This window comes from Sandaracinus amylolyticus (assembly GCF_000737325.1).
Taxonomy (GTDB): Bacteria; Myxococcota_A; Polyangia; order Polyangiales; family Sandaracinaceae; genus Sandaracinus; species Sandaracinus amylolyticus.
Map to the genome: position 1 here is coordinate 5,704,166 of NZ_CP011125.1, position 25,438 is coordinate 5,729,603.

The window sequence follows — 25,438 nt, forward strand, 5'->3', positions numbered from 1 at the left end:
CCGTTTTCTCGGTGCGCCCTTCTCGCTCGCTCTCGCCCAAACCCGCCTATACACTCGCGGTCGAAACGACCGCCGCACGCCTGGGGAGGCCACGTGGCTCGTATTTGTCAGCGCTGTCAGCACCACAACGAAGACCACGCCAAGTTCTGCCTCAGCTGCGGCGCGATGCTGGAGGTCGAGGTCGTGGACGCGGGGGACGCGCTCATCGGCAAGGTGCTGATGGGCCGCTATCGCCCGACGAAGCTCCTCGGCGAGGGCGGCATGGGCCGCGTGTACCTCGCCGAGCAGAAAATGGGCGCAGCGGTCCGCAAGGTCGCGATCAAGACGCTGCACCCGGAGCTCTCGCAGGACCCTCAGCTCGTCGCGCGCTTCCACCGCGAGTCCGAGACGGTCATCGAGCTCTCGCACCCGAACACGATCCAGTTCTACGACTTCGGCGAGCTCGAGGACGGGACGCTCTTCATCGTCATGGAGTTCATCGAGGGGCGCTCGCTCGCCTCCGAGATGGAGAAGACGCGCCTCGACGTCGCGAGGATCGACAAGATCCTGATCCAGATCTGCGGCTCGCTGCACGAAGCGCACGGGCGCGGGATCGTCCACCGCGACCTCAAGCCCGACAACGTGCTGCTCACGGATCGTGGCGGTCAGACCGACTTCGTGAAGGTGCTGGACTTCGGCATCGCGAAGAAGGGCGAGGCGGACGACCCGGCGAAGCAGAAGCTGACGAAGCAGGGCATGGTGCTCGGCACGCCGCCCTACATGTCCCCCGAGCAGTTCAGCGGGAAGCTGCTCGACGCGCGCTCCGACATCTACTCGCTCGGGGTGATGGTCTACGAGATGCTCGTGGGCGTCCTCCCGTTCGATGCGAAGACGCCCTGGGAGTGGGCGACGAAGCACCTGACGGCGCAGCCCGCGCCGTTCGAGGCGCACCCGGGCGGCGTGGCGATCGCGCAGAACAAGAAGAACGCGGTGATGCGCGCGCTCGCGAAGGATCGCGAGCAGCGTCAGGCGACGGTGCTCGAGTTCCTGCAGGAGTTCACCGGGTACCAGGACGCGCAGGCCGCGTGGACGATGGCGACGTCGTCGGCGGGATCGGGGCCGGGCAATCCGCGTCCGCCGGCGCCGACGCCGGGCCCGATGCAGCAGTTCGGGCACGCGGCGACGCCGCCTCCGAGCGTGCCCGGGATGGTCGCGCCGGGTGGGCACGTGCCGTCGGCGCCGGGGGTGCCGATCCCCGGGGTGACGCCGGGCTTCGGTCAGACGTCGCCGCTGCCGGTGCAGGGCACGTATCCGGGCGCGTATCCGAGCAACCCGGGCATGCAGCCGATGCCCGGCGCGACGGGCTACGGCTACGCGGCGCCGCAGAAGTCGGGCGGCGGCGCGGGGAAGATCATCGTCGCGCTGGTGATGCTGCTGTTCGTCGTGGGCGGCGTGATCGGCGGCGTGATCCTGTTCTTCGCGTCGCAGACGACGACCACGGGTGTCGTCGGCACCCAGGCGGGCGTCGTGGGGCAGGACCCGGTCGCGCAGCCTCCGCAGCAGCCGATGCAGCCGGTGATGCAGCCGATGCAGCCGGTGATGCAGCCGACGACGACGCCGACCGTCACCACGACGCCGACGACGACGCCGACCACCACGCCCACCACGACCCCGACCGTCACGACGACGCCGGACGCCGGGACGCGCGTGGCCTCGACCGAGACGCCGCGCGAGGACGACGGCCCGTCGAAGCGCGGGCCCTCGCCCGCCGACGAAGCGCGCGCCCGCTCGCTGATCGGCGCGGGCATCGCCGCGGTGCAGCGCAACGACTTCCGCGCGGCGATCGCCTCGCTGCAGCAGGCGCAGCGCCTGGTCGGGCGTCGCTCGCCGATCACGCGGCAGCTCCAGGACGAGCTCGATCGCCGCGGAGGCAACCAGATCCTCTCGCTGCTGCAGCAGGGCCGCTGCCCGCAGGCGCAGCAGCTGTTCCGCGATCTCCGCGGCGTCGGCGCCAACGGCGGAGCGCGCTACTTCGACCCGTCGTGGTGCCCGAGGCCGTGATCTCGCGGGTTCGTCACGTTTCCGGCGCGTTCCTTGCCGCGCCACCGGCCAGTGACTTGGGAGCAGCCCACGCGTGACGGGGTGTGCACTGAGCACTTGCACGGGGCCCGACCCTCGTGGAGACTCCGGCCATCGACCTCGGGGGTGAACCCCGGGTCCTCGAGCGCAGAGTCGGTCGCTTTCGCGACGATGCGCGGTTCGTGAAGCGGCTTCGGCCGCGGGCTTGGATCGGGGGGGTGCTTTCGAGAGTCATCGAGCTGCCGGATGGATGACGGTTCGGTGAACGAAAGGGTTCCTACTTCGGAGACAGCCAGTCCCCCACGGGAACGGGGGAGCCCGACGAAGCGAGCAGACACGAGCGGCCATGATGGAACGGGGGCCGCACACGCGACGAAGGCGAACGTCGCGTCGTGATCAGCACCGCACTGCACGCGTCCACGCGTGCGGTCCTGCCGAGGAGCGGACGACCTCGGGGGCTCGTCGGGATGAGGGAGGCGGGAGAACCGCATGGGTCTACTGTCGAGCTGGAAGCTGGTCCTGGACGGGCGCTCGCCCGACGGTTCGAACGCGGGAGGCGCGCCGGGAGACGCGCCACTAGGCGACCCGGACGGGGACGACGACATGGGCGCCCAGAGGATGAGCTGGGATGCGATCTGCCAGTCGGACGAGTTCCGCGGGCGCTGGGTCGCCCTGGACGAGTGCCGCTACTGCGAAGAGACGGGTCGCGCGACCGAGGGATCGGTCGTGGACGTCGACGACGATCTCGTCGAGCTCTGTGCGCGCATGCGCGAGTCGCCGCGGAAGAACTGCGCGATCCTGTTCTGCAGCGAGGACGGCGAGCAGAGCGCGCAGCGGCACTGAGCTCGCCCCGCCCCGTCGCGGCGAATGACGGCCGGCTCCGAGACGATGTCTCGGGCGCCGGTCGTTTCGCATTCCGGGCTCGTCAGCCGTCCACGAGGATCGCGGTCAGGTTCAGCACGAAGCGCTCGGCCGAGAGGTACGCCGGGCGGTCCATCCCGAGTCGTGCCTCGAGGTGCTCGGCCAGACGCGCGAAGAGCGCGTGGCGCACCCCGAGCGGGAGCTGATCGCGTCGCAGCCCGAGCGCGATCATGGCGTCGCGCTCGGACGCGCTGATGCGGCGCACCGCGAGCCGGACGGCCGGATCGTCGGCGAACGGCTGGCGCTCGGCGGGCGGGACCAGCGCCGAGGGCGCGGGGCGCGGACGCTCGCGCACGACGATCGTGCCCGCCGCGAGATCGCCGAGGCGACGACCGCGCACGTCGACGAGCGCGGAGACGCCGCCGACCAGGTAGAGCCCGGGCAGCAGATCCGCGACGCGCACCAGGTTGCGCACGACGGCCTGCACGAACCCGATCCGGAACCCGCGCTCGTCGAGGACACGAAGACCGACGGCGCGCTTGCCGATCGTCTGCCCGCCGAGCCACCACTCGCACAGCGCGCCGTACCACCACTGGACCAGGAACACGGCGAGGAGCGCGACCGCGCTCGCGAACCCACCCGCGGCGCCGAACGCCTCGGCGATGCGCGCGGTGACCGCGATCGCGACGCCCATCACGACGACGTCGATCGCCCACGCGACGGCGCGCGACGGGACGCCTGCGAGCTCGTGCTCGAACGGGACGTTCTCGGGCGTCGTGATGCGGACGATCGACCGCACGCGGGCGCAGCGTACCATCGCGTCGTGAGCGACGCGTTTCGCTTCGTCCGCGAGCGGACGCCGGCGTGGGAAGAGCTCGAGCGGCTCCTCGTCACGATCGAGTCGCGCGGTGCGCGCGCGCTCGACGTCGCGGGCGCGCGCCGGTTCGGGAAGCTGTATCGCGCGGTCTCGGCGGATCTCGTCCGAGCGCGCGCGGAGGGGGTCGATCCCGCGGTGGTCGATCACCTGAACGAGTTGGTCGCGCGCTCGTACGCGCAGGTGCACTCGGGGAGCGGTGCGCCGAGGACGTCGATGTTCGCGTTCTTCGCGCTCGAGCTGCCGCGGCTCGTGCGCGCGGAGTGGCGCGCGATGGCGCTGTCGGCGGCGCTGCTCTTCGGCGGCGTGCTGATGGGCGCGGGCGCGGTGCTGATCGACCCGAGCGTGACGGGCGTGCTGATCCCCGAAGCGCACGCGGAGACGACGCCCGACGAGCGCGTCGCGCGCGACGAAGGACGGGCACCGCGTCGAGGCGACGAGGCCGCGCAATTCTCGACGTTCCTCTTCACGCACAACATCCAGGTCACGTTCCTGGTGTTCGCGCTCGGGATCACGCTCGGCGTGGGGACGGCGGCGGTGCTCGTGACGAACGGCATCCCGCTCGGCGCGCTCGCGGTGCAGTACCACCTCGCGGGCCACGGGCTGTTCTTCTGGGCGTGGATCCTCCCGCACGGGATCCCGGAGCTCACGCAGATCGTCGTCGCGGGCGCGGCGGGCCTCGTGATCGCGCGCGGTGTGGTGCTGCCCGGTCGTCGCACGCGCGGCGACGCGCTGCGGAGCGAGGCACGTCGCGCGGCGCGCCTCGTGATCGGAGGCATGCCGATCCTCGTGCTCGCCGGTGTGATCGAAGGGACGATCAGCCAGATGCACGAGCCGGCGATGCCCTACGCGGCGAAGCTCGTCTTCGCCGCGGTCGTGGGCATCGCGCTCTTCGCGTGGCTGCTGCGCGCGGGACGTGATCGCGCGTGATGCGTCCGACGGCCCAGGGGGCGAACCCCTGAAGAATCAGAGGCCGCCGAGGTCGTCGCCGCCGCCGCTGTCGCTCGAGCTCGAGTCGAACGAGTCGCCGCCACCGCTCGACTCGAACGAGTCACCCTGCGGCTGCTCGTCGCCGGTCGTCGCGGCGCCACACGTGTCGGGGTCGGGGCGGCGCGTGCGACGGCGATCGCGCACCGCGTTCCACTCGCCGCCGCCGGTCTCGTCGGCGTCGTGGCCCCACTCGCCCGTCGCGTACGAGTCGCCGTCGTCGCCCACGCGGTACTGGAAGTAGCCGTGGCCGCGCGTCGTGACCGGACGGCCCGAGACGAGCTCGCGGCGCTCCGACCACTCGAAGCGCATCAGGTTGCCCTGCACCGTTCCCTGGACGCGCCCGCGGCGCTCGTCCTTCGTGTAGCAGCCGACGACCTGCGTGCCGGTCTGCGAGAAGTGCATCTCGCCGTACTGCGGCGAGTGCCAGATCCCGGTGAAGGTGCCGCCTTCCGGCATCGGCCCCGGCGACACGTTCGCGCGGCGACCACCGCCGCCGCAGCCTGCCGCTGCGATCGCGAGCGAGACCGAGAGACCGACGATCAGGGACGAGCGAAGCATTCTTCTTCCTCCGCGCGCGACCATAGACGACGTGCGCGGAGCGACGCAACGCCGGGCGGTCAATCGATGCGCGGAAGGCCCGTCGCGTAGAAGAGCACGCGCTCGCGGCCGCTCACGAGCGAGAGGATCTCGGCGACCGACGGATCGAGGCGCTCGAGCAGCGTGCTCGCCGGGGAACCGAGCATCGCGCCCGCCGCGGCGAGCGGGATCGGCGGCGCATCGCCGGGGCGCGGCCACACCACGCGCGGCTCGATGATCCCGCGAAGGGCGCTCGGCAGGAACGTGATGCGCGAGCGGACCTCGTCGATCGCGACGTCGAGCCCGCCGAGCTTGTCGACGAGCCCACGCGCATGCGCGTCGGCGCCCGACCACACGCGACCGCGCGCGAGCGGCTCCACGTCGGCGTCCGACTTGTTGCGGCCCTTCGCGACGATGCCGACGAACGTGCGGTAGAAGTTGTCGATCTCGCGCTCGAAGATCGCGTGCTCGTCGGCGTCCATCGGGCGCGGGTTCGCGAGCAGATCGGCGTGCGGCGCGCGACGCACGACCTCGGTGTGCACGCCCATGCCCTCGAGCAGATCGCGCGCGACGAGGCGCGCCGACACGACGCCGATCGATCCGGTGATCGCCAGCGGCTGCGCGATGATCGCGTGGGCGGGCGCCGCGATGTAGTAGCCGCCGCTCGCCGCGACCTCGCCGAAGCACGCGATGACGGGCTTCTTCTCGCGCAGCAGCTCGACCTCGCGGTGGATCAGATCGCTCGCGTGCGCCGAGCCGCCCGGCGAGTTCACGTGGAGCACCGCGCCGAGGCAGCGCGGATCGCGACCGACCATGCGGATCGCGCCGATCACCGCCTCCTGCGTCGCCGGCGGTCCGCCCACCGCGGGGCCTCCGCCGCCCGACGTGATCGCGCCGTGCACCGGGACGATCGCGATGTACGGGCGCGGCCCGACCGGACGGAAGAAGCGCGAGCGATGGAAGCTGAAGTACCGCGACGCGCGCACCACCTTCGGCGGCTTGCCCTCGCCCTCGGCGAGCGCTTGCGGCAGGCCGTCCTCGTAGCAGAGGCCGTCGATCAGCCCCGCGTCGAGCGCCGCGCGCGCGGAGACGAGCGCGTCGTCGAAGAGCGTGCGGACCTTCGCCTCGCGCGCCTCGGGCGTCGGGCCGAGCTTGACGCGCGACGCGAGCGCGGAGACCAGCGCGCGATCGATGGTGTCGAGGAGCGCGCCGAGCTGCTCGCGCTGCGCCTCGCTCATCGTCTCGCTGACGGTGGTCTCGGCGGCGGTCTTGAACTCCGCGCGGCGATGCACCTCGACCTGCACGCCGAAGCGATCGAGCAGGCCCTTCACGTAGCTGCTCGACGCGGCGATGCCGAGCGGCGAGAGCGTCGCGTTCGGCGAGGTGAGCACGCGCGTCGCGGCGGACGCGAGGAACAGCTCGCGGTTGCCTCCCCCGTCGGGCAGCCATGCGACGACCTTCTTGCCGCCCGCGCAGAGCTTCTGCACCAGCTCGCGCACCGCGTCGACCGAGCTCCATCCTGCGTGCAGCGACGGGATCTCGAGGACCACGCCCTCGACGTTCGCGTCGCGCAGGATGTGGTCGGTCAGCTCACGCAGCGCGAGCAGCGAGGTCGGCCGGCGCGTCGCGAGCCCCGGCACGAACCGAGCGAGCGTGTGCAGCGGACGATCGACCTCGACGAGGCGGCTCCGCAGCTTGACGTGCACCCAGCGCTCACGCGGCATCCTCACCCTCCGGAGCAGCCACCAGACCGGCAGGAATGGTAGCCGCAGGAGATTGAGCGCGACGTCGACGATCAGGCGCCCCACGCGATCGTTCTTGGGGCCCGTGCAGTGTGCGTGCAAGCGGCACAGAGCACGTCCGCGTCCAGGGCGCGAAGCCCTTTACGCTCGCTCGCGATCTCTGTTACCTACGGGTCTGCGCTGGCGGCCCCGGGAAACCGAGGCCCCGCCGAGGAGCTCTTCATGACGAACCCGCAGATGGTCATGTACGAGGAGGAGTTCAACCAGATCCAGGCGATCGTCACGCGCCTGGTGAAGGAAGCGAACGCCCGCGTCGTGTTCATCATCGACAAGAACGGCCAGCTGATCGCGGCGGCCGGTGAGACCGAGCAGCTCGATACGACCTCTCTCGCCTCGCTCACAGCCGGCAACATCGCCGCGACGGGCGGTATGGCGAAGCTCCTCCGCGAGAACGAGTTCACGACTCAGTTCCACGAGGGCGAGAAGCAGAACATCCACATCCAGCTCGTCGGCAACCGAGTCATCCTCGTCGTCATCTTCGACAACAAGACGAGCCTCGGGCTGGTGCGGCTCCGCGTGAAGAAGGCGAGCGAAGAGCTCAACGGCATCTTCGAGGCACTGCTCCGCAAAGTGCAGGATCCGTCGCGCGAGACTCCGTTCGCAGAGATCACGGACGACGACATCGACAATCTGTTCAACGACTGATTCGCGCGGAGGGAACAGAGCTCATGTCGTTCATCAACTACCTGTCGCGCGAGATCAACTGCAAGATCGTCTATTACGGACCTGGTCTCTGCGGAAAGACCACGAATCTCCAGTACATCTACAACAAGACGAATCCCGAGGCGAAGGGCAAGATGATCAGCCTCGCCACGGAGACCGAGCGGACTCTGTTCTTCGATTTCCTCCCGCTGGCGCTCGGTGAGATTCGCGGATTCAAGACTCGATTCCACCTCTACACGGTCCCCGGTCAGGTCTTCTACGACGCGAGCCGGAAGTTGATCCTGAAGGGCGTGGACGGAGTGGTGTTCGTCGCCGACTCGCAGATCGCGCGTATGGAGGCGAACCTCGAGTCGATGGAGAACCTGCGAACGAACCTCGCGGAGCAGGGCTATTCGCTCGATAAGCTTCCGTACGTCGTCCAGTACAACAAGCGCGACATGCCGAGCGTCGCGCCGGTCGACGAGCTGCGCAGGCTGCTCAACCCGGGCGCGGTGCCGGACTTCGAGGCGGTCGCGTCGACGGGCGTGGGCGTGTTCGAGACGCTGAAGTCGGTCGCGAAGCTCGTGCTCACCGAGCTCAAGCGCTCCGGCGGGTGAGATCGCGATCGGGAACGTCGACGGCGCCGCTTGCTCAGCGGCGCTTTTTCTTTTCCGTCTTCGTGGGTGATGTGGAGAGCGCGGACTCGACGTCGTCGCGCAGCGTCGCGTCGCCGCCCTCAATCTCGCGCAGCGCGGTGCGCGCGGCGCTCGTCCTGCCCTTGCGCGCGTCGACGTAGGCGCGCAGGAGCGCGAGCTCGGTGCGCTCGGCGTCGCTCGTCGGACGCAGGGCGTCGAGGAGCTCGTGCGCGTCGGCCGCGTCGGCGGGTGCGCCGCGACGCAGCAGCGAGTGCGCGAGGCGCGCGCGCACGCGCGGGAGGCTCTCGTCGGTCGCGAGCACGCGACGGTATGCGCCGATCGCCTCGGCGTCCTCGCGCGCGGCGTACGCGGCGTGTGCGAGGCCGAGGAACATCGGCAGCGTCGGGGTCGCGCCCGCGGTCTCGATCGCACGCTGGTACGCGCGACGCGCGCCTTGATGATCTCCGGTCTCGCGGAGCACGCCGCCGAGCCGCTCGGCGCTGCTCGACGGAGCCGCGAAGAGGCGCATGCCGATCGCACGATCGAAGCGCGCACGGAGCTCGCTCGCGCGGCCCGCAGCACGCAGGCGCAGCGCGTCGCGATCGAACGCGCGCATCGACGACGAGGCCCACGACGGCGCGAGCACGAAGAGCGCGATCAGCGGGCTCACCGCGAGCACGGCGAGCGCGAGCGGGATGCGCACCCAGTAGACGAGCGCGAACGTCGTCACCAGCGAGATGGGCACGAGCACGTTGCGCAGGATCGGCGGAGCGGGCTCGGCGGGGCGCGGTGCCATCGGGGGCCGCGGATCGTACTCGTGCGGGCTGCGCACCACCAGAGACGCCGCGGGGTCGGGCTTGATATCCTGCACGGGCATGATCGGACAGCTCCGCCCTGCACTGGTTCCCGCGCTCTTCGTGTTGCTCGCGGCGAGCGCGTGCGCCGAGGAGACGAACGCGAGCGCGTACGATCTCTCGGGGATCGTCACCGTCGAGCGCGACGACGGGTCGTCGGCGGGCGTCGGCGGCGCGCGCGTGACGTTCACCTCGGACACCGGGCTCGTCGCCGAGACCACGACCAGCGACGACGGGCGCTACGAGATGCAGGTGCTGAGCGACGTCGACTTCGGTCAGGTGCGCGCGGAGAAGAGCGGGTTCACGAGCTCGGAGCGCACGGTCTACTTCGATCGCGCCGAGCGCCGGATCGATCTCGAGCTGCGCGAAGCGAGTGAGTGAACGCAAATCGAGCGAGCGGGCGCGCGTTCGCGCGTGATGTCGCGAGGATCGCCGATGACGCGTGCGTTCCGGGCGGTTGATCCCGCGGGTACCCTGGGCGCCATGCGTCGCCTCGCTTCGCTCTTCGTCGTGTGCTCGCTCGTGCTCGTCGCGCCCTCGGCAGAGGCGCAGCGCGTCGATCCCGGTCGTGATCCCTCGGGCACCGGCGAGGACGCGCTGCTCGCGCTCGCGGGGCCACGGGCGCGGGTGCGTCGCGACGACGAGGGCCGGGTGCGCTTGCTGTTCGGCGCTCGCGTGCGGCCGTGGTCGGGCGATCCCGCGCGCGATGCGCTCGCGCTGACGCAGCGTTTCGGTGATGCGTTCGGCATCCCGCAGGGCGAGGAGCTGCGCGTGGAGAGCACGCAGCGCCATCACGGCTTCACGATCGTGCGGCTGCGCCGCTACGCCGACGGACGCCCGGTGCTCGGCGCGATGGTCGTGGTGCGCTCGCTCGCCGACGGCGCGATCGACATGGTGCTCGCCGACGCGGGCCCGGCGCGCGTCGAGCGCGGCGCCTCGATCGACGCGACGCGCGCGACCGAGATCGCGCGCGCGCTCGACGTCGGCTGGGGCATCGCGCGCACGACGTCGCCGGCGGCGATCGCCATCGATCTCGTCGACACGATCGTGCCGGCGTGGGCGGTCGATCTGCACGGTGCGGCCCCTTCGCAGCGGATGCGCGCGCTCTTGGACGCGCGCGACGGGACGGTGCTCGCGATCGTGCCGCTGCTCACGCACGCGATGGCGCGCGTCTACGAGACGAACCCGACGACGAGCGATGGCGCGACGAGCGACGTCGAGCTCGCCGATCTCGCCGCGGGCGCGCAGCGCCTCACGAGCGACTCGTTCCACGTCGCGCAGTGCGACGTGCAGGCGGGAGGCGGATGCGCCGGCACGCAGCGCGCGATGGCGGACGCGGAGGGCAACTTCCTCTACGACGCGGCCCCGGGCTCGCACGACGACGAGTTCGCCGAGGTGAACGCCTTCTATCACCTGAGCCGCGCGGCCGCGTGGCACCGCGAGCGCCACGGGTTCACGTGGGCGTGCTCGGGCGCGAGCGCGATGCGCGTGTTCGTGAACTACGGCGAGGTGCCGGACATCGCGTACGACAACGCGGCGTTCAGCCCCGCGTCCGGAGGTCAGTGCGGATATCTCCTGTTCGGACAGGGCCGCAGCGGCGACTACGCGTACGACGCGGACGTCGTCTATCACGAGTTCGGACACGCGGTGACCGATCAGGTCGCGACGATGACGGGCTTCGCGGTCGATCCGCTCGGCGTGTCGTACGAGCCGCTCGCGGTGAACGAGGGCACGAGCGACTACTACGCGGGCACGCTCCAGGGCAACGCGGAGATCGCGGAGTCGTTCGCCGGCGTCGGCGGTGATCTCGGGGCGCACGGCAGCCTGCGCGTCATCGACAACGACCTCACGTGCCCGTCCGGGCTGTTCGGAGAAGGGCACTTCGACGGGACGATCTGGGCGGCGGCCGCGTGGGATCTCCGCGAGCGGATTGGCGTCGAGGCCGCGGACGCGCTCGTCTTCACGACGGTGTCGAGCATCACCGAGGATCCGTCGCTCGCGGACGCGGGCGATCTGATGATCGCGACCGCCGAGGGGATGCTCGCGAGCGGCACGCTGAGCGCCGAGCAGGCGAGCGCGGTCGAGGAGGTCGTGAACGCGCGCGGGCTGCCCGGATGTCAGCGCATCGTCGCGCTCGACGACGGCGCGGAGCGTCGCGGCTGGAGCGGCAACGAGTTCCTCACGGGCGGCGTGGGGCGCGGCGTCGCGCCGGTGCACTACCGGATCGACGTGCCGGTGGACGCGACGTCGCTGCGCATCGAGATGACATCGTTGACCCGCAACGGGCAGTACACGCTGCACCTGCTCGAGGGGAGCCCGGTGCGCGTGAACGCGGTGCGCGTGAGCGCGCAGGCCGCGGTGGCGGTCGAGGGTGGCGCGGTGGTGCTCGACGAGCGCAGCGAGTACGCGCTGCCGCGCTGCAAGACGCTGTACTTCGCGATCGAGTCGGTCGATCTGCGACGGCGCGGACAGAACCTCTACACCGTGCGCGCGACGCTCGAGCGGAGCGGCGATCCGAGCGCGGAGTGCCCCGTCGTCGAGATGCCGGACGCGAGCGTCGTCGCCGCGGACGCCGGCGCGGACGCGGGAACGACGCCGTCGAGCGGCGGGAGCGGCTGTGGGTGTCGCGTCGCCGCGCGCGGCAGCGCGTCGGGCGCGATGATCGCGATCGCGGGCGTGGCGATCGGGCTCGTCGCGCGTCGCCGGCGACGCTGATCAGAGGCCGAGCCAGGTGCGCGCGTCGAGCGGTCTCGTCCCGCGGCGCACCTGGAAGAAGAGCGGCTCGGTGTCGACCGCGCCGAGCGTCGCGCCACGCGTCACGGGCGCGCCGACCTGCACGTCGCTGCGCGCGAGGCCGCCGTAGATCGTGAAGTGCCCCTCGCCGTGATCGACGATGATCATGCGGCCGTACGAGGGATGACGATCGCTGAACGCGACACGACCGTCCGCGGCGCAGCGCACCGGCGCGCCGCGCACTCCGTCGAGCTCGATGCCCGCACCCTGCTCGCGCGTGGCCTCGCGGATGGCGCGCGGCGCAGCGAGTGGGAGCGCGAGCTCGCCGCGGTGCGACTCGAAGCCCAGCGCCGAGGTCGCGGGAGCATCGACGGCGCGCAGGCCGTACGCGCTGGTCGACGTCGAGGTGCCGAACGTCGCATCGGAGAACGCGCTGCCGTAGAGCATCGCGCGGCGCACGTCCTCTTCGAGCGCGCCCTTCTGCGCCTCGAGCTGCGCGACGCGCGCGCGCGTCGTGTCCATCCGCTCGGCGAGGCGCCCCGCTTCGGCGCGCAGGGCGGCGGCGCGGGCGCGCAGATCCGAGAGCGCCTCGAGATCGTGGCGCAGCATGCGCTCGAGGCGCTCCACGCGCGCGACGTGCGCGAGCATCGAGTCGAGCCCGCCGGCGAGCGGCAACACGCCTGCGCGGGTCATGCGGTACAGCGCCCGGGTCCGCTCGCGCACGCGACGATTGGCCGCGGCGCGTCCCTCCGTGAGACCTGCGATCTCGGTCTCGACGCGCGCGTGGTCGGTGCTGGCGTGCTCCGCCTCGGAGAGCGCGCTCGCGATGCGTTCCTCGAGCGCCGCGAGGCGCTGCACCGGATCGAGCGGAAGCGGCGCTTCCTCCGACGTGTCGTCCTGGCCGCGCGCGTCGCGCGGAGCGCTCCCGACCGCGAGGCCGAGCGCGAGCAGCAGCGTGAGGGCGCGTCTCCGCATCGTCAGACCGCCAGGTAGCGGCGCAGCGAGAGCACGCTGCCGGTCGCGCCGAGCAGCGCGCCTCCGAGCACGAGCGCGAGCGCGACGCCGGGATGGAGGAAGACGCTCTGCGTGCCCACGATGCTCGCGAGCGTGCCGTCGACGTGACCGCGCAGCGCGACGTACGCGACGAGCAGGATGAGCAGCGCGACGAGCGCGGAGACCGAGCCCTGCACCGCGCCCTCGACGATGAACGGGCCGCGCACGAAGCCGTTCGTCGCGCCGCAGAGCTTCATCACCTCGATCTCGTCGCGACGACCCGCGACCGCGAGGCGGATGGTGTTGCCGACGACGAACACCACGCACAGCACGACGAGGAGCGCGAGGCCGCTCGCGACGCCGCGCCCCGCGACGACCAGGCTCTCGACGCGCGCGAACCAGCCGCGATAGGTCTCGACGTCCTCGACCGATCCGAAGCGCCGCACGCGGTCGGTGATCGCGTCGACGCGCGCGCCGGTGACGCCCGCGGCGAGCTCGATCTCCAGCGACGCGGGGAACGCGTCCGCGGGCAGCGCGGAGAGGTCGGCGCCGATCTCCGCGTCCCGCAGGAACTGCTCGCGCGCGGCCGACGACGTGAGGTGCTCGATCGCGCGCACCTCGGGCAGCCCCTCGAGCGCGATGCGCAGCTCTTCGACGTCCTGTGCCTCCGCGCCGTCGCGCAGGTACACGCTGAGGCGCGCGGTGCGCCCCCACGAGTCCGCGAGCGCGCCGAGATTCGTGATCGCGAGCAGCGACGTCGCGAGACACAGGAACGCGATCGTGAGGCTCGAGATCGCGACGAGGTGGAGGCCCGCCTCTTCTCGCATCGCACGCGTCGCGCGCGCGAAAGCCGACTTGAGATCCATGAGAGCGTCCCTTCCCTGCCGAGATCAGCGTGCGCGCGCGCGCACGGCGTTCATCGAGACCACGCCCGAGCCCGCCTGGTGCCGGTCGCGGTCGTCCTGGGTCGCTTCGGTCGCGCGCAGATCACGCAGCCCGGAGCGCGCCTCGCGCACGCGGCCTTCGTCGATGTAGACGATGCGGTGCGGCCGCTGCTCGAGCAGCGTGTGGTCGTGCGTCGCGAAGAGGACCGTCGTTCCGGTCGCGTGGATCTCTTCGAAGAGCGTGAGGATGTCGAGCGCGAGGTGCGGGTCGAGGTTCCCCGTCGGCTCGTCGGCGAGGAGCAGCGCGGGCTCGGTCACGATCGCGCGCGCGACCGCGACGCGCTGTTGCTCACCGCCCGAGAGCGCGCCCGTGAGATCCTCGCCGCGCCCCGCGAGCCCCACGCGCTCGAGCGCCTCGGACACGCGCGAGCGGATCAGGCGCTTGCTCATCGCGAGGATCTCGAGCGCCACCGCGACGTTCTCGAAGACCGTCCAGTGCGGGATGATCTTGAAGTCCTGGAACACGATCCCGAGGTTGCGGCGCAGGTACGGGATCGAGTCGCCGGTGAGGCGCGCGATGTCGCGGCCGCAGAACAGGATTCGTCCCTCGTCGGGCGTCTGCTTGCGATAGACGAGCTGCAGGAGCGTGCTCTTGCCCGCTCCGCTCGGGCCCGTGACGAACACGAACTCGCCGCGCTCGACGGTCAGATTGACGTCGCGCAGCGTCGGCTGGTCGGGCCGGAAGAACTTGAAGACATCCTCGAAGACGAGGATCGGGCGCTGGCTCGCCGCGGCGCTCGGGTGCGCGCCGGCGCGGAAGAACGCGAAGGGGCGCACGACCTTGCGGTCGCGCGGCTCGCCATCGCGAGGGGGCTCACCCAGCGAGAATCGCATGTCTCGCCGCGTACCCGAGGAGCGCGCGCGCGGGCAAGAAAACGACGACCGATCGAGAGGCGCGCCGCCACGTTGGATGCGCTCGCGTGCGGCGCCATGAGCGAACTCGAAGGAGGACGCCATGGCGCAGAACGAGCCGCAGAACGGCAGGAACCAGAGCGCGCGCGGAGGTGGCGCGCAGCAGCCGCAGGGACGTGAGCAGGAGCGCGAGCAGCGTGGCCTCGCGCGCGGCGGTGGCGGCGGAACGGGGCTCGGGCGTGGCGGACCGGCGATGCAGACGCCGTTCTCGTTCGTCCGCCGCATGTTCGAGGACATGGATCGGCTCTTCGGCGAGTTCGGCATGGGCGGCGGGCTCGCACCGGCGGGCGGCTACGGCCTCGCGCCGGCGATCAGCGAGTGGACGCCGCAGCTCGAGGTGTTCGAGCAGGGCGATCAGCTCGTCGTGCGCGCCGACCTGCCGGGCATGAAGAAGGAGGACGTGAAGCTCGAGCTGAAGGACGACCTGCTCGTCATCTCGGGCGAGCGGCGCGAGGAGAAGCGCGACGAGCGCGAGGGGTTCTTCCGCACCGAGCGCAGCTACGGCTGCTTCGAGCGCGCGATCCGCGTGCCCGAGGGCACCGATCCCGCGAGCTGCGAGGCGCGCTTCGACGACGGCGTGCTCGAGGTGAAGCTCAAGATGCCGGAGCAGCCGTCGCGCGCTCGCCAGATCCCGATCCAGACGAGCGGCGAGACCGTCTCCGAGAAGACGAAGAAGAGCTGATCAGTCCACGACCGTCGAGCGCACGATCCCGAGCGGATCGCGCAGCACGCGCGGCACCGGAACGATCGTGTCGGCGTCGGCGCCGAACGCCGCGGCGAACGTCGCGCGAAGCACGTGCTCGGCGCGCTTGCCGTGCGGCGAGAACCCCCAGATCGCCTCCTGGCTCACGTCGTCGAGGTACGCGTAGTAGCGCCACACCAGGAACCCCGAGAACCACTCGTGCGGCACGAACGCGCGGAAGCTCGCCTCGAGCGCCCTCGCCTGCTCGTGCTCCGAGATCGCGACGTCGGTCATGTCGTCGGGCCAGAGCCAAGGCTCGACGGCGGCGTCGCGTCGCGTCGTGTAGCCGACCTCGACGAAGAGCACGGGCATGTCGAGCACGCTCGCGACGCGCTCGACGCCCTCGGCCGCGCGGCGTGCGCCCTCCTCGTACTCCGCGAACGTCGCGTTCGCGTGCGAGGCGAGCGGATAGAACGCGTTGATGCCGACGAGGTCGAGGCGATCCCAGAAGAGCACGTCCTCGGCTTCGTCCCAGTTCGCGCTGTACGTGAGCAGCCCCGGGAAGACCTCGCGCACGTCGTCGATGAAGTCCCACCAGAACCCGCCGAAGCGCCCCGACCAGCTCTTGCACTCGACGCCGATCGAGAACGCGTCCGCGCCCGCCGCCGCCGCGTCGCGCGCCCACGCGAGCACGAACGCGCGGTAGTTGCGCTGGTACTCGGCCCACGCCTGAGGCGAGCCGGGATCGATCTCGCCGCGCCAACCGCCGGTCTCGACCCAGAGGTGCGGGATCACCAGCACGCGGATGCCGCGCGCGTGCGCCTGCGCGACGATGCGGCGCACGGCCTCGCGGTTCTCCTCGTAGGGCGCCTCGAAGTCCATGAGGATCTCGGTGCTCTGGAGGCTCCAGATGCGACCGAACGGCGTGATCGAGACCCAGTTCACGCCCATCGACGCGAGGTGATCGAGCAGCGCCGCGGTCGACTCCGTGCCGTACCCGCGACCGGGCTGCTGCGAGCTCTCGATCGGACCGATCGTGACCCCGCGCACCGCCTCGTACCCGGCCTCGCGGAAGCCGTCGCGACCGGGCGGGAGGCGATGCCATGCGTGCGCACCGGTCGCGGGGAACAGGAGCGAGAGCGCGACGAGCGCGCGAACGAACGTCTTCATCGAGAACGGCTCACGGCGTGACGAGCACTTCCAGCGTGTACTGGCCGCGCGACACCATCCCGCGGCCATCGACGACGAGGAAGTACGTACCGGGATCGAGGCGACGATCGATCAGGCTCGACGAGCCGTCGCCGCTGTCGTCGTCGCACGCGAGCTCGCCCGTGTTGGCGCAGCTGTCGCGGTGCACGTGGAGCACGGTGTCGAACGTCGAGCCGCCGGTGTTCGCGACGACGCGGCGCGCCTCGGTGAGCTCGAGCCGGAACATCGCGTCGGTCGAGCGCGCTCCGTCGCCGCACGAGGTGCGCGTCTGGAGATCGTCGAGCATCGCGGTGGTGTCGCCGGTGAAGACGCCGCCCGTCGCGGGGATCTCGAACGCGCTCGCGCACGTCTCGTTGCCGCTGACCGCGACCGGCGTGACCGGGTCGGAGTCCGTCACCGTGATCGCGTACGGCGCCGCGTTGAACGACTCGACGACGACGTAGTACGTGCCCGCCGCGAGATCACGGAGGCGCATCCGCACCGGCGTGCCGCGCGCGCAGCGCAGCTGCGTCGCGCCGTCAGCGCACGTGCCGCGCACCGACGCGTTGAACGACGCGGTGCCGCCGTCGATCTCGATCGTCACGTCGCGGCGCGCGCCGAGCGTGAACGAGTGCACCGCGTCGCGGAAGTCGAAGCCGCAGCTCGTGACCAGGTCGTCCTCCTTGTCGGCGAGCGTTCCCTCGGTGCGCTCGCCGAGCACGAGCGGGATCGCGTTGCGACAGAGGTCGCCCGCGGGCGGCGGCGTCGGAGGCAGGAGCTCCACCTCGAGCGTGTAGTCGATCTCGGCCGACGAGGTGCCCTCGAGCACGATGAAGTACGTGCCTCCCGGGAGCTCGTGCACGAGCCCGTTCGCCGGCGAGTCGTTCGCGCAGCGCAGCGCGCTCGCGCTGCTCTCGCACGTCGAGCGCAGATCCCACGCGAGCCGATCGCCGCTGGGGCTCACTGCCGAGATGCGCACGTCGTGGTCGGCCGTCGTCGTGAACGAGTAGACGACGTCGGGCGCGCCGATGCTGCCGCACTCGGTCGAGAGGTCGTCGGCGACGTCGACGAGGCTACCGGTGAACGTACCGCCGCCCGACACGTCGATCGCGCTGTCGCACGCCTCGTTCGGCGCGGGCTCGGTCGGCTCCGTGAACTCGACCGTGACCGCGACGTCGCCCGGCGCGTTCGACGACACCACGACGAAGTACGTGCCGATCCCGAGCCGCCGCGCGCGCACCTCCGCGGGGAACCCGTAGCTGCACTCGGTCGCGCTCTCGGCGACGCCGCACTCGGTGCCCAGCGCGAGCCCGGTGAGCGTCGCGGGCCCGTCGGCGCGGATGCGCACGCCGCGCGCTTCGCCGAGCGTGAACGTCAGGATCGCGTCGCGACGCACGGTGCCCGAGGGCGGCGTGCCGGCGCACGGGATCGTGTAGTCGCCGCCGAGGCTCGACGCGTCGACGACGAACACACCACCCGCCGAGACGTCGAGCGGGTCTTCGCAGGTGTCGTTCGGCGCGCGCCCGCAGTCGGGCTCGTCGATCGCGTCGTCGCAGTCGTTGTCGACGCGATCGCCGCACACCTCGGGGAACTCCGAGTGACGCACCGGGTCCATGTCGTCGCAGTCGGAGCCGCCGGGGCAGAACCAGTCGGTGTCGCCGTCCTGATCGAGATCGCGCGGGAAGTGCTCGCACGTCTTGCCCGGCTCGTCGCAGCGATCGAGCGTGCACACGTCGCCGTCGTTGCACGTCTCGCGCGGGCCCGGCACGCAGCCGCGGCGCGGATCGCACTGCTCGACGCCGTTGCAGAAGATCTCGTCGTCGCAGACCGCGGGATCGACGGGGTTCCGGCAGTAACCCATCGGGTCGCACACGTCGCGCGTGCACGTGACCTCGTCGACGCACTCCTCGTCGCTCGTGCAGTCGCGCGCTCCGTCGGGGCGTCGCGGGCCGGCGTCGAACTGCCCGGCGTCCATCGTCTGACCGCCGTCGGATTCGTCCGGTCCGTCGTCGTCACCGCATCCCGCGATGGACATCGCGACGAAGAGAGCGAACGAGGTGGCGCGCAGTCGCGACGCGAAGCAAGCGGCGGTCATCGACAAGGGCAGACTCCCCTCGAGGTCCCGAGCCTCGAGACCTCACGAATCGGGCGAGTATGACACGTGCTCGCACGCGGTCGCGGGGCGCGCGAAGTGGTACGTTCGGGCGATGAGCGAACCCACCCCGGGCAAACCCGGCCCGAAGTACGCCTCGTACGACGGATTCCTGAAGACCGCGATCGAGACCTACTGGGCTCAGCGGAAGAACCAGGTGCACTTCGTCGCGCTGCTGCTCGCGTCGCGCGAGGCGTGGGAGGTCGCGTGGGGCGGAGTGACCGCGCCGGGCACCGGGAAGAAGGTGCTCACCGGCGCGGCGGGCGCGACGGCGGTCGTGGTCGCGCTGCGTCTGCTCGTCGGCGGGCCGATCGGGCTCGTGCTCACGGGCGTGTCGATCGCGTCGCTCGGCGCGGTCTACGCGCGCAACCACCGCCGCATCTGGGCGCAGCAGGAGCGCTATCGGAAGCTGCTCGGCGAGTACCGCGTGAAGTACGAGCAGATCCGCGGGAATTGGATCGAGGGGCGCATCGAGGAGCACCAGCGCGATCTGATGATCGACGGGCTCATGAACCGCCTGCTCGACGACATCGACGAAGAGCCCGCGGGCCTCGAGGGCGACAAGAAGACGTCGCGCGAAGAGCGAGACGAGCGCTGATGCGTCGCGTCGGCATCCTGACGTCCGGCGGCGACGCGCCCGGCATGAACATGGCGGTGCGCGCGGCGACGTTGATCGCGGCGCAGCGCGGCATCGAGGTCGTCGGGATCGAGCGCGGGTACGAAGGGCTGCTCGATCGCAGCTGGCGCGCGCTGACGCGCAAGGCCGAGGGCGGGCTCGCGCCCACGCACGAGGTCGACGTGTGCGGCCACCTCGGCGGCAGCATCCTCGGATCGGCGCGCTGCAAGGCGTTCTACACGGCCGAGGGTCGCGCGCGCGGCGCGGAGGCGCTGCGCGAGCTCGACGGGCTCGTGGTGATCGGCGGCAACGGATCGCTCACCGGCGCGCACGCGCTCGCGACCGAGCACGGCGCGAAGGTGGTCGGGATCCCCGCGTCGATCGACAACGACATCGGGTGCACCGCGAGCGCGATCGGCGTGGACTCGGCGCTCAACACGATCGTGGAGGCGTGTGATCGCATCAGCGACACGGCGCGCGCGCATCGTCGCGCGTTCGTCGTCGAGGTGATGGGCCGGCAGTCGGGCTATCTGTGCATGGCGAGCGCGATCGCGGCGGGCGCGGACGCGGCGCTCTACCGCGAGGACGGCCGCGACGAGGACGCGATCGTCGGGTCGGTCGCGGATCTGATCCGCCGCTCGTTCGAGGCCGATCGCGGCAAGCAGCGCGTCCTCGTGATCAAGGCCGAGGGCGTCGAGGTCCCGTGCACGCGGCTCGTGCGACGGCTGACCGAGGTGCTCGAGCCGGAGCTCGGCGAGGTGTCGATCCGCGCGACGGTGCTCGGGCATCTCGTGCGCGGCGGGAACCCGAGCTTCCTCGATCGCATGATCGCGGGCCGCTTCGCGCTCGCGGCGATCGACGCGCTCGCGGCCGGCGCGACCGACGAGATGGTCGCGTGGCAGTCGCCGCTCCCCGGCGGGATCGCGACGCCGGATCGCAGCGTGACGCGCTGGCCGCTCGCGGCGGTGCTCGAAGAGACCGAGAAGCTGCTCGACGGCCGCAGCCCGGTGACCCAGGCGCGCGTCGCGATGATGCAGCGCGTGTCGGGCGTGCTGTCGATCTGACCGACCGCGCGACCGCCGCGTGGAGGCTCACCGATCGCGTAGGTGCGGCGCCGAGCGAACCCGGCGCACGGGCCGTATGATCGTGAGATCGATGCCTCGCACGCGACGCGCGCTCTCGGCCCTCCTCGTCCTCGTCGCGATCTCGCTCGCGCCCCTCGGCGCCGCACAGGAGCGCCCCGCGACCCCGCTCGCGGATGCGCTCCGCGCGCTCGATCGCGGGGAGTACGGCACCGCGGAGACGGCGCTGCGCGCGATCGCGAGCCCCGAGGCCCAGCTCGCGCTCGCGCGCGTGCTCCTCGAGACCGGACGTCACGACGAAGCGCAGCGCAGCGCGGAGACCGCGGCGCGGAGCGCGTCGTCGAGGATCGCGGCGCGCACGCTCGCGGGCGAGGCGCACATGGCGCGCGGCCGTCTCGACGAGGCGCAGCGCGTGCTCGAGGAGGTCGCGAGCGAGCCCATCGCGCATCGCGCGCGCGTGATGCTCGGACGTCTCCTCCTGCGGCGCGGCCGCGAGAGCGAGGCGCGCACGGTGCTGATGCGCTTGGTGCGCGCGTACAACGACGGAACGATCACCTCGCGCGACGGCGAAGGTCTCACGTACGTCGGCATGGCCGCGGCGATGCTCGAGAGCCCGCACGACGCGAACGACGCGTTCCGCGAGGCCACGCGCGTCGCGCGCGATCGCGTCGAGACCCAGCTCGAGTGGGCGACGCTCTTCCTCTCGAAGTTCGATCTCGGCCACGCCGACGAGTGCGTGAGCGACGCGCTGCGCGTGAGCCCGAATCATCCACGCGCGCACCTGCTCCGCGCGCGCATCCTGCTCGAGCAGTCGTTCGACTTCGCGGGCGCCGAGCGCGAGCTGAGCGCGGCGCTCGCGGTCGATCCGAACCTCGTCGCGGCGCACGTCACCCGCGCGGGCATGGCGCTGCGCGACGTCGACATCGCGCGCGCCGACGCGCACCTCGACGCGGCGCTCGCGATCGACCCGAACGATCTCGAGGCGCTCTCCGTGCGCGCCGCGGTGCGCTTCGTCGAAGGCAACCAGAGCGCGTTCGACGCGGCCGTGCGTGCGGTGCTCGATCGCAACCCGCGCTACGCCGAGCTCTACAGCATCGTCGCGGATCACGCGGACTGGGAGCATCGTTATCCCGACGTCGTCGAGCTCGCGCGCCGCGCGCTACGCATCGATCCCGAGGACGCGCGCGCCCACGCGACGCTCGGCCTCAACCTGCTGCGCATGGGCGAGGAAGAAGACGGCCTCGCCGCGCTGCGCGAGGCATGGCGCAGGGATCGCTTCGACGCGCGCGTGTTCAACACGCTGAACCTCTGGGACGACGTGATCACGCCGCACTACGAGCGCTTCGACGCGCGCCCGTTCGTGCTGCGCATGCATCGCGAGGAGCGCCCGCTGATCGAAGGCGCCGTGACGACGACGCTCCGCGGCGCGTGGGACGACATGCGCCGCCGGTATCGCTTCACGCCGCGACAGCCGGTGCACATCGAGATGTTCGCGAGCTCGCAGCACTTCAGCGTGCGCACCTCGGGGCTGCCGAACGCGGGCGTGCAGGGCGTGTGCTTCGGTCAGGTCGTCACCGCGCTGAGCCCGCGCGGCGGCGCGTTCGACTGGGGTCAGATCACGACGCACGAGCTCGCGCACGTCTTCCACATCCAGCTCTCGCGCAACCGCGTGCCGCGCTGGTTCACCGAGGGCCTCGCGGAGCACGAGACGGTGATGGCGCGCCCCGAGTGGCGTCGCGAGGAAGACCATCGCCTCTGGCTCGCGCTCGATCGCCTGCCGCCGGTGCGCGATCTGAACTCCGCGTTCACCCACGCGCGCAGCGCCGAGGACGTGATGACCGCGTACTACGCGAGCTCGCGGCTCGTCGGGTACATGGTCGATCGCTTCGGGTTCGATCGCGTCGTCGCGATGCTGCGCGGCTGGGGCGAGGGACGCAGCAGCGCCGACGTGGTGCAGCGCGCGCTCGGTGTGTCGATCGACGAGCTCGATCGCGAGTGGCGCGTCCACGAGCGCACCCGGCTCGCGGCGCGGGCGCGCGATTTCGCCGTCGACTTCGGGCGTTATCTCGACGTCGAGGGCCTCCGCGCGCGCGTCCGCAGCGCGCCGCGCGACGCGATCGCGCACGCCGAGCTCGCGGCCGGTCTCGCTGCGCACGGCGACGTCGCCGGCGCGACGCAGTCGGCAATCGAGGCGATCCGGATCGATCCCCACCAGCCGATCGCGCGCTTCGTGCTCGCACGCACGTCGCTCGCGCGTCGCGACGCGGCGGAGCTCGACACGCACATCGCGGATCTGATCGCGAGCGGCCACGACGGATACGAAGTGCGCCTGCTCGCCGCGCAGTCCGCGCTCGCGCGCCGCGACACCACCGCCGCCCGCGCTGCGCTCGACGCCGCGGCGAGCATCGATCCCGAGCGGCTCGATGCATGGCACGGCCTCGCGCAGCTCGCGGAGTCGAGCCAGGACGCCGCGCTCCGCCGGCGCGCGCTCGAGCGCATCGTCGCGCTCGATCAGCACGATCGCGGCGCGCTCGCCGCGCTGATGCAGACGCTGCACGAGGCGGGCGCATGGGACGCGCTCCTCGCCGTCGGGCCGCGCGTCGTGTTCGTCGATCCCGAGAACGGGCGCGGGCGCTGGCTGCACGGCGAGGCGCTGCTGCACGCGGGGCGCGCGCGCGACGCGCTCGCGGAGCTCGATCTCGCCCTCGCCGCGGAGGTCGAGACGCCCGGCCCGGTGCACCTCGCGAGGGCGCGCGCGCTCGTCGCGCTGCGGCGTGCGCGCGAGGCGCGCGAGTCCCTCGCCGCGGCGATCGCCGCCGAGCCCGCGCTCGCCGCGCAGGCCGCCGCCGTGCTGCCCCCGTGAACGCGTCGCGCGATGAGGCTAGAACGGCCGTGCGGATGAAGCGCGCGCGCCTGACGATCCCGACCCGGATCTTCCTCGCCTTCGCGAGCGTGCTCGTCGCGTTCGGCGTCGTCTCGGGGACCAGCCTGGTGCAGCACCAGCGCACCTCCGAGAACCTGCGCCTCCTGCACGAGGCGTACGTCCCGCTCGTCATGCGCATCGCGGAGGCGCAGGCGAACGGCGCCGTCGTCAACAACATGCTCGAGTACGTGCTCGACGAGCGCGAGTCGCGACGCACGCGCAGCTGGATCAGCGCCGCGCGTCAGGTCGGCCCGCGTCGCCTCTCGCAAGCGCTCACCGCGGTCGAGCGCGTCGAGCGCCTCGAGGGCCCCGAGCCCGATCGCGCGACGCTCGCTTCGGTGCGCGAGACGCTCGAGCAGATCCAGCAGGCGTACGAGCGCAGCGACTCGCTCTACGGCGAGTTCTTCGCCGCGCTCGATCGCGGGGATCGCGCGCGCGCCGTCGAGCTGCACGCGGAGATCGTCCGTCGCGAGGCGCAGATCGCGCGGCAGCTGCTCGTCACGCGCAACCGCGTCGAGTCGCGCTTCGAGGAGACGAGCCGCAGCGCCGCCGAGCAGGAGCGCCGCTCCGTGATCGAGATCGCGGTGCTCGCGCTGCTCGCGCTGCTCGCGGGGCTCGGCGTCACGTGGTGGTCGCAGCGACTCCTCGCGCCCCTTCCGAAGCTGCAGGCGCGTGTCGTCGCCGTCGCGCGCGGTGATCTCTCGAACCGCCTCGACACCCGGCGCGACGACGAGATCGGCCGTCTCGCCCAGGAATTCGAGCGAATGGTCGACGCGGTCGCCGCGCGCGATCGCGAGGTGCGCGAGCTGCAGCGCATCCAGGAGCGCATCGTCGCGAGCCTGCGCTCCGCGGTCGTCGTGGTGGACGCGGAGGGTCGCGTGCGCGCCGCGAACCAGTCCGCGGATCCCGTGCTCGGGATCGGTCGCAGCGCGATCGATCGTCCGCTCGACGACACCGGCCTCGTCGAGCGGCTCGCCGGCCTCGACGACGCGATCGATCGCGTCGCGATCGGCGGCGAGCCCGTCGCGCTCCACGGCGCGACGCTCGCAGGCGAGCCCCCGCGCCACGTCGACGTGCGCGTGAGCCCCTTCGGCACCGACGCGCTCGACGGGCGCATCCCGGTGCTCGTCGTCGCCGACGACGTCACCGAGGAGCTCGCGACGAAGGCGCGCCTCATCCAGACCGAGCGCCTCGCCGCGATGGGCAAGATGGCCGCGCACGTCACACACGAGGTGCGCAACCCGCTCTCGAGCATCGGCCTGAACGTCGAGGTGCTCGCCGACGAGCTCTCGGGCGCGGGCCCCGAGGTCGCCGCTCCGCTGCGCGCGATCCAGCGCGAGATCGATCGGCTCACCGGGATCACCGAGGAGTACCTGCGGCTCGCGCGCCTGCCTGCCCCGCTGCTCACGCACGAAGATCTCGGCGCCGTCGCGACCGAGGTCGCGCGCTTCGTCGAGCGCGAGCTCGTCGCCGCGCAGTGCCGCATCGACGTGCGCGTCGAGCCCGATCTCCCGCTCGTCGCCGCCGACGAGGCGCAGATCCGCCAGGCGCTGCTCAACCTGATCCGCAACGCGCGCGAGGCGATGCCTCAAGGCGGGCCGGTGACGCTCGGCGTGCGACGCGCCGACGATCGCGCGACCCTCGAGCACGGCGTCGAGATCACGATCGCCGATCGCGGCGAGGGCATCCCGCCCGAGCGGCGCGGCCGCGTGTTCGATCTCTTCTTCTCGACGAAGGAGCGCGGCACCGGGCTCGGTCTCTCGCTCACGCAACAGATCGTCGTCGCGCACCGCGGGCACATCCGGTGCGAGGACGGCGCCGAAGGTGGCACGACGTTCGTCATGTGGTTCCCGGAAGTGCACGCGCCCGCGAACGAGCGACCCGTGCAGCCTGCGGTGATCGACGATCACGCGTGACGCGA

The 25,438-nt window shown here is 71.8% G+C and carries 21 protein-coding genes; 12 read left to right on the top strand and 9 right to left on the bottom strand.

Annotated features, from left to right (window positions below):
* The first annotated feature begins 93 nt into the window (after window positions 1–93).
* Entirely contained in the window at window positions 94–2,040 is a 1,947-nt protein-coding gene (locus DB32_RS24055; RefSeq protein WP_157069340.1) for a serine/threonine-protein kinase, read from the top strand.
* A gap of 621 nt (window positions 2,041–2,661) precedes the next feature.
* On the top strand, window positions 2,662–2,901 hold the full coding sequence (locus tag DB32_RS24060) for a hypothetical protein (protein WP_053234985.1): 240 nt from the start codon (window positions 2,662–2,664) through the stop codon (window positions 2,899–2,901).
* 82 nt (window positions 2,902–2,983) lie between these two features.
* Here DB32_RS24060 and DB32_RS24065 read toward each other — a convergent pair whose 3' ends face one another.
* On the bottom strand, window positions 2,984–3,718 hold the full coding sequence (locus DB32_RS24065; protein WP_053234986.1) for an RDD family protein: 735 nt from the start codon (window positions 3,716–3,718) through the stop codon (window positions 2,984–2,986).
* A 24-nt stretch (window positions 3,719–3,742) separates the two neighbouring features.
* Between DB32_RS24065 and DB32_RS24070 the strand changes: the two genes are divergently transcribed.
* Window positions 3,743–4,723 carry a stage II sporulation protein M gene (locus tag DB32_RS24070; RefSeq protein WP_053234987.1) on the top strand — a complete coding sequence of 327 codons (981 nt, stop codon included), beginning with the start codon at window positions 3,743–3,745 and terminating at the stop codon, window positions 4,721–4,723.
* A 36-nt stretch (window positions 4,724–4,759) separates the two neighbouring features.
* On the opposite strand, the gene DB32_RS24075 is transcribed toward DB32_RS24070, so the two are convergent.
* Both DB32_RS24075 and sppA read right to left on the bottom strand, forming a co-directional pair.
* A complete protein-coding gene (locus DB32_RS24075; RefSeq protein ID WP_053234988.1) occupies window positions 4,760–5,341 on the bottom strand; it encodes a hypothetical protein in 582 nt (193 codons plus the stop codon).
* Between the two features lie 59 nt (window positions 5,342–5,400).
* Window positions 5,401–7,167 (bottom strand): signal peptide peptidase SppA, encoded by a 1,767-nt coding sequence (gene sppA, locus DB32_RS24080; RefSeq protein WP_157069341.1) that lies wholly within the window; start codon window positions 7,165–7,167, stop codon window positions 5,401–5,403.
* Between the two features lie 156 nt (window positions 7,168–7,323).
* Here sppA and DB32_RS24085 point away from each other — a divergent pair, with 156 nt between their 5' ends.
* On the top strand, window positions 7,324–7,806 hold the full coding sequence (locus DB32_RS24085) for a roadblock/LC7 domain-containing protein (protein ID WP_053234990.1): 483 nt from the start codon (window positions 7,324–7,326) through the stop codon (window positions 7,804–7,806).
* Window positions 7,807–7,829: 23 nt separating this feature from the next.
* Window positions 7,830–8,420: a GTP-binding protein gene (locus DB32_RS24090; protein ID WP_053234991.1), complete on the top strand. Its 591-nt coding sequence runs from the start codon at window positions 7,830–7,832 to the stop codon at window positions 8,418–8,420.
* A 34-nt stretch (window positions 8,421–8,454) separates the two neighbouring features.
* Here DB32_RS24090 and DB32_RS24095 read toward each other — a convergent pair whose 3' ends face one another.
* Window positions 8,455–9,315: a tetratricopeptide repeat protein gene (locus DB32_RS24095; protein ID WP_169791533.1), complete on the bottom strand. Its 861-nt coding sequence runs from the start codon at window positions 9,313–9,315 to the stop codon at window positions 8,455–8,457.
* Between DB32_RS24095 and DB32_RS45530 the strand changes: the two genes are divergently transcribed.
* Complete coding sequence (locus tag DB32_RS45530) at window positions 9,314–9,673, top strand: carboxypeptidase-like regulatory domain-containing protein (RefSeq protein WP_169791534.1); 360 nt, start codon at window positions 9,314–9,316, stop codon at window positions 9,671–9,673. The two genes, DB32_RS24095 and DB32_RS45530, sit on opposite strands and share 2 nt — an antisense overlap.
* A gap of 102 nt (window positions 9,674–9,775) precedes the next feature.
* On the top strand, window positions 9,776–12,007 hold the full coding sequence (locus DB32_RS24105) for an MYXO-CTERM sorting domain-containing protein (RefSeq protein WP_053234994.1): 2,232 nt from the start codon (window positions 9,776–9,778) through the stop codon (window positions 12,005–12,007).
* Here DB32_RS24105 and DB32_RS24110 read toward each other — a convergent pair whose 3' ends face one another.
* Genes DB32_RS24110 through ftsE form a run of 3 tightly spaced genes read right to left on the bottom strand, consistent with a single transcriptional unit; the run spans window position 12,008 to window position 14,796 of the window.
* Complete coding sequence (locus DB32_RS24110; protein ID WP_053234995.1) at window positions 12,008–13,000, bottom strand: murein hydrolase activator EnvC family protein; 993 nt, start codon at window positions 12,998–13,000, stop codon at window positions 12,008–12,010.
* Between the two features lie 2 nt (window positions 13,001–13,002).
* The gene (locus DB32_RS24115; protein ID WP_053234996.1) at window positions 13,003–13,884 is read right to left on the bottom strand and encodes a cell division protein FtsX; all 882 of its coding nucleotides are present in this window, start codon (window positions 13,882–13,884) and stop codon (window positions 13,003–13,005) included.
* Window positions 13,885–13,908: 24 nt separating this feature from the next.
* A complete protein-coding gene (gene ftsE / locus DB32_RS24120; protein ID WP_075097607.1) occupies window positions 13,909–14,796 on the bottom strand; it encodes a cell division ATP-binding protein FtsE in 888 nt (295 codons plus the stop codon).
* A 121-nt stretch (window positions 14,797–14,917) separates the two neighbouring features.
* Between ftsE and DB32_RS24125 the strand changes: the two genes are divergently transcribed.
* Window positions 14,918–15,556 carry an Hsp20/alpha crystallin family protein gene (locus DB32_RS24125; RefSeq protein ID WP_053234997.1) on the top strand — a complete coding sequence of 213 codons (639 nt, stop codon included), beginning with the start codon at window positions 14,918–14,920 and terminating at the stop codon, window positions 15,554–15,556.
* Here DB32_RS24125 and DB32_RS24130 read toward each other — a convergent pair whose 3' ends face one another.
* The gene (locus DB32_RS24130) at window positions 15,557–16,726 is read right to left on the bottom strand and encodes a glycoside hydrolase family 113 (RefSeq protein ID WP_157069343.1); all 1,170 of its coding nucleotides are present in this window, start codon (window positions 16,724–16,726) and stop codon (window positions 15,557–15,559) included.
* A gap of 10 nt (window positions 16,727–16,736) precedes the next feature.
* Window positions 16,737–18,839: a putative metal-binding motif-containing protein gene (locus DB32_RS24135; RefSeq protein ID WP_053234998.1), complete on the bottom strand. Its 2,103-nt coding sequence runs from the start codon at window positions 18,837–18,839 to the stop codon at window positions 16,737–16,739.
* A gap of 112 nt (window positions 18,840–18,951) precedes the next feature.
* Here DB32_RS24135 and DB32_RS24140 point away from each other — a divergent pair, with 112 nt between their 5' ends.
* The 4 genes from DB32_RS24140 to DB32_RS47030 all read left to right on the top strand — a co-directional run bounded on the left by DB32_RS24140 (window position 18,952) and on the right by DB32_RS47030 (window position 25,433).
* A complete protein-coding gene (locus DB32_RS24140) occupies window positions 18,952–19,494 on the top strand; it encodes a hypothetical protein (protein ID WP_053234999.1) in 543 nt (180 codons plus the stop codon).
* On the top strand, window positions 19,494–20,576 hold the full coding sequence (locus tag DB32_RS24145) for a 6-phosphofructokinase (RefSeq protein WP_053235000.1): 1,083 nt from the start codon (window positions 19,494–19,496) through the stop codon (window positions 20,574–20,576). The genes DB32_RS24140 and DB32_RS24145 overlap by 1 nt, the downstream gene beginning before the upstream one ends.
* Before the next feature lie 91 nt (window positions 20,577–20,667).
* Window positions 20,668–23,457, top strand: coding sequence for a tetratricopeptide repeat protein (locus DB32_RS24150; protein WP_169791535.1), 2,790 nt, complete (start codon window positions 20,668–20,670; stop codon window positions 23,455–23,457).
* Entirely contained in the window at window positions 23,454–25,433 is a 1,980-nt protein-coding gene (locus tag DB32_RS47030) for a sensor histidine kinase (RefSeq protein WP_157069344.1), read from the top strand. The genes DB32_RS24150 and DB32_RS47030 overlap by 4 nt, the downstream gene beginning before the upstream one ends.
* Window positions 25,434–25,438: the final 5 nt, after the last annotated feature.

Coding starts and splice junctions, on each gene's coding strand:
- DB32_RS24140 (WP_053234999.1), top strand. CDS start 18,952: ATGAGCGAACCCACCCCGGGCAAACCCGGCCCGAAGTACGCCTCGTAC.
- DB32_RS24085 (WP_053234990.1), top strand. CDS start 7,324: ATGACGAACCCGCAGATGGTCATGTACGAGGAGGAGTTCAACCAGATC.
- DB32_RS24145 (WP_053235000.1), top strand. CDS start 19,494: ATGCGTCGCGTCGGCATCCTGACGTCCGGCGGCGACGCGCCCGGCATG.
- DB32_RS45530 (WP_169791534.1), top strand. CDS start 9,314: ATGATCGGACAGCTCCGCCCTGCACTGGTTCCCGCGCTCTTCGTGTTG.
- DB32_RS24125 (WP_053234997.1), top strand. CDS start 14,918: ATGGCGCAGAACGAGCCGCAGAACGGCAGGAACCAGAGCGCGCGCGGA.
- DB32_RS24135 (WP_053234998.1), bottom strand. CDS start 18,839: ATGACCGCCGCTTGCTTCGCGTCGCGACTGCGCGCCACCTCGTTCGCT.
- DB32_RS24075 (WP_053234988.1), bottom strand. CDS start 5,341: ATGCTTCGCTCGTCCCTGATCGTCGGTCTCTCGGTCTCGCTCGCGATC.
- DB32_RS24115 (WP_053234996.1), bottom strand. CDS start 13,884: ATGGATCTCAAGTCGGCTTTCGCGCGCGCGACGCGTGCGATGCGAGAA.
- DB32_RS24090 (WP_053234991.1), top strand. CDS start 7,830: ATGTCGTTCATCAACTACCTGTCGCGCGAGATCAACTGCAAGATCGTC.
- DB32_RS24130 (WP_157069343.1), bottom strand. CDS start 16,726: ATGAAGACGTTCGTTCGCGCGCTCGTCGCGCTCTCGCTCCTGTTCCCC.
- ftsE (WP_075097607.1), bottom strand. CDS start 14,796: ATGCGATTCTCGCTGGGTGAGCCCCCTCGCGATGGCGAGCCGCGCGAC.
- DB32_RS24095 (WP_169791533.1), bottom strand. CDS start 9,315: ATGCCCGTGCAGGATATCAAGCCCGACCCCGCGGCGTCTCTGGTGGTG.
- DB32_RS24150 (WP_169791535.1), top strand. CDS start 20,668: ATGCCTCGCACGCGACGCGCGCTCTCGGCCCTCCTCGTCCTCGTCGCG.
- DB32_RS24060 (WP_053234985.1), top strand. CDS start 2,662: ATGGGCGCCCAGAGGATGAGCTGGGATGCGATCTGCCAGTCGGACGAG.
- DB32_RS24105 (WP_053234994.1), top strand. CDS start 9,776: ATGCGTCGCCTCGCTTCGCTCTTCGTCGTGTGCTCGCTCGTGCTCGTC.
- DB32_RS24110 (WP_053234995.1), bottom strand. CDS start 13,000: ATGCGGAGACGCGCCCTCACGCTGCTGCTCGCGCTCGGCCTCGCGGTC.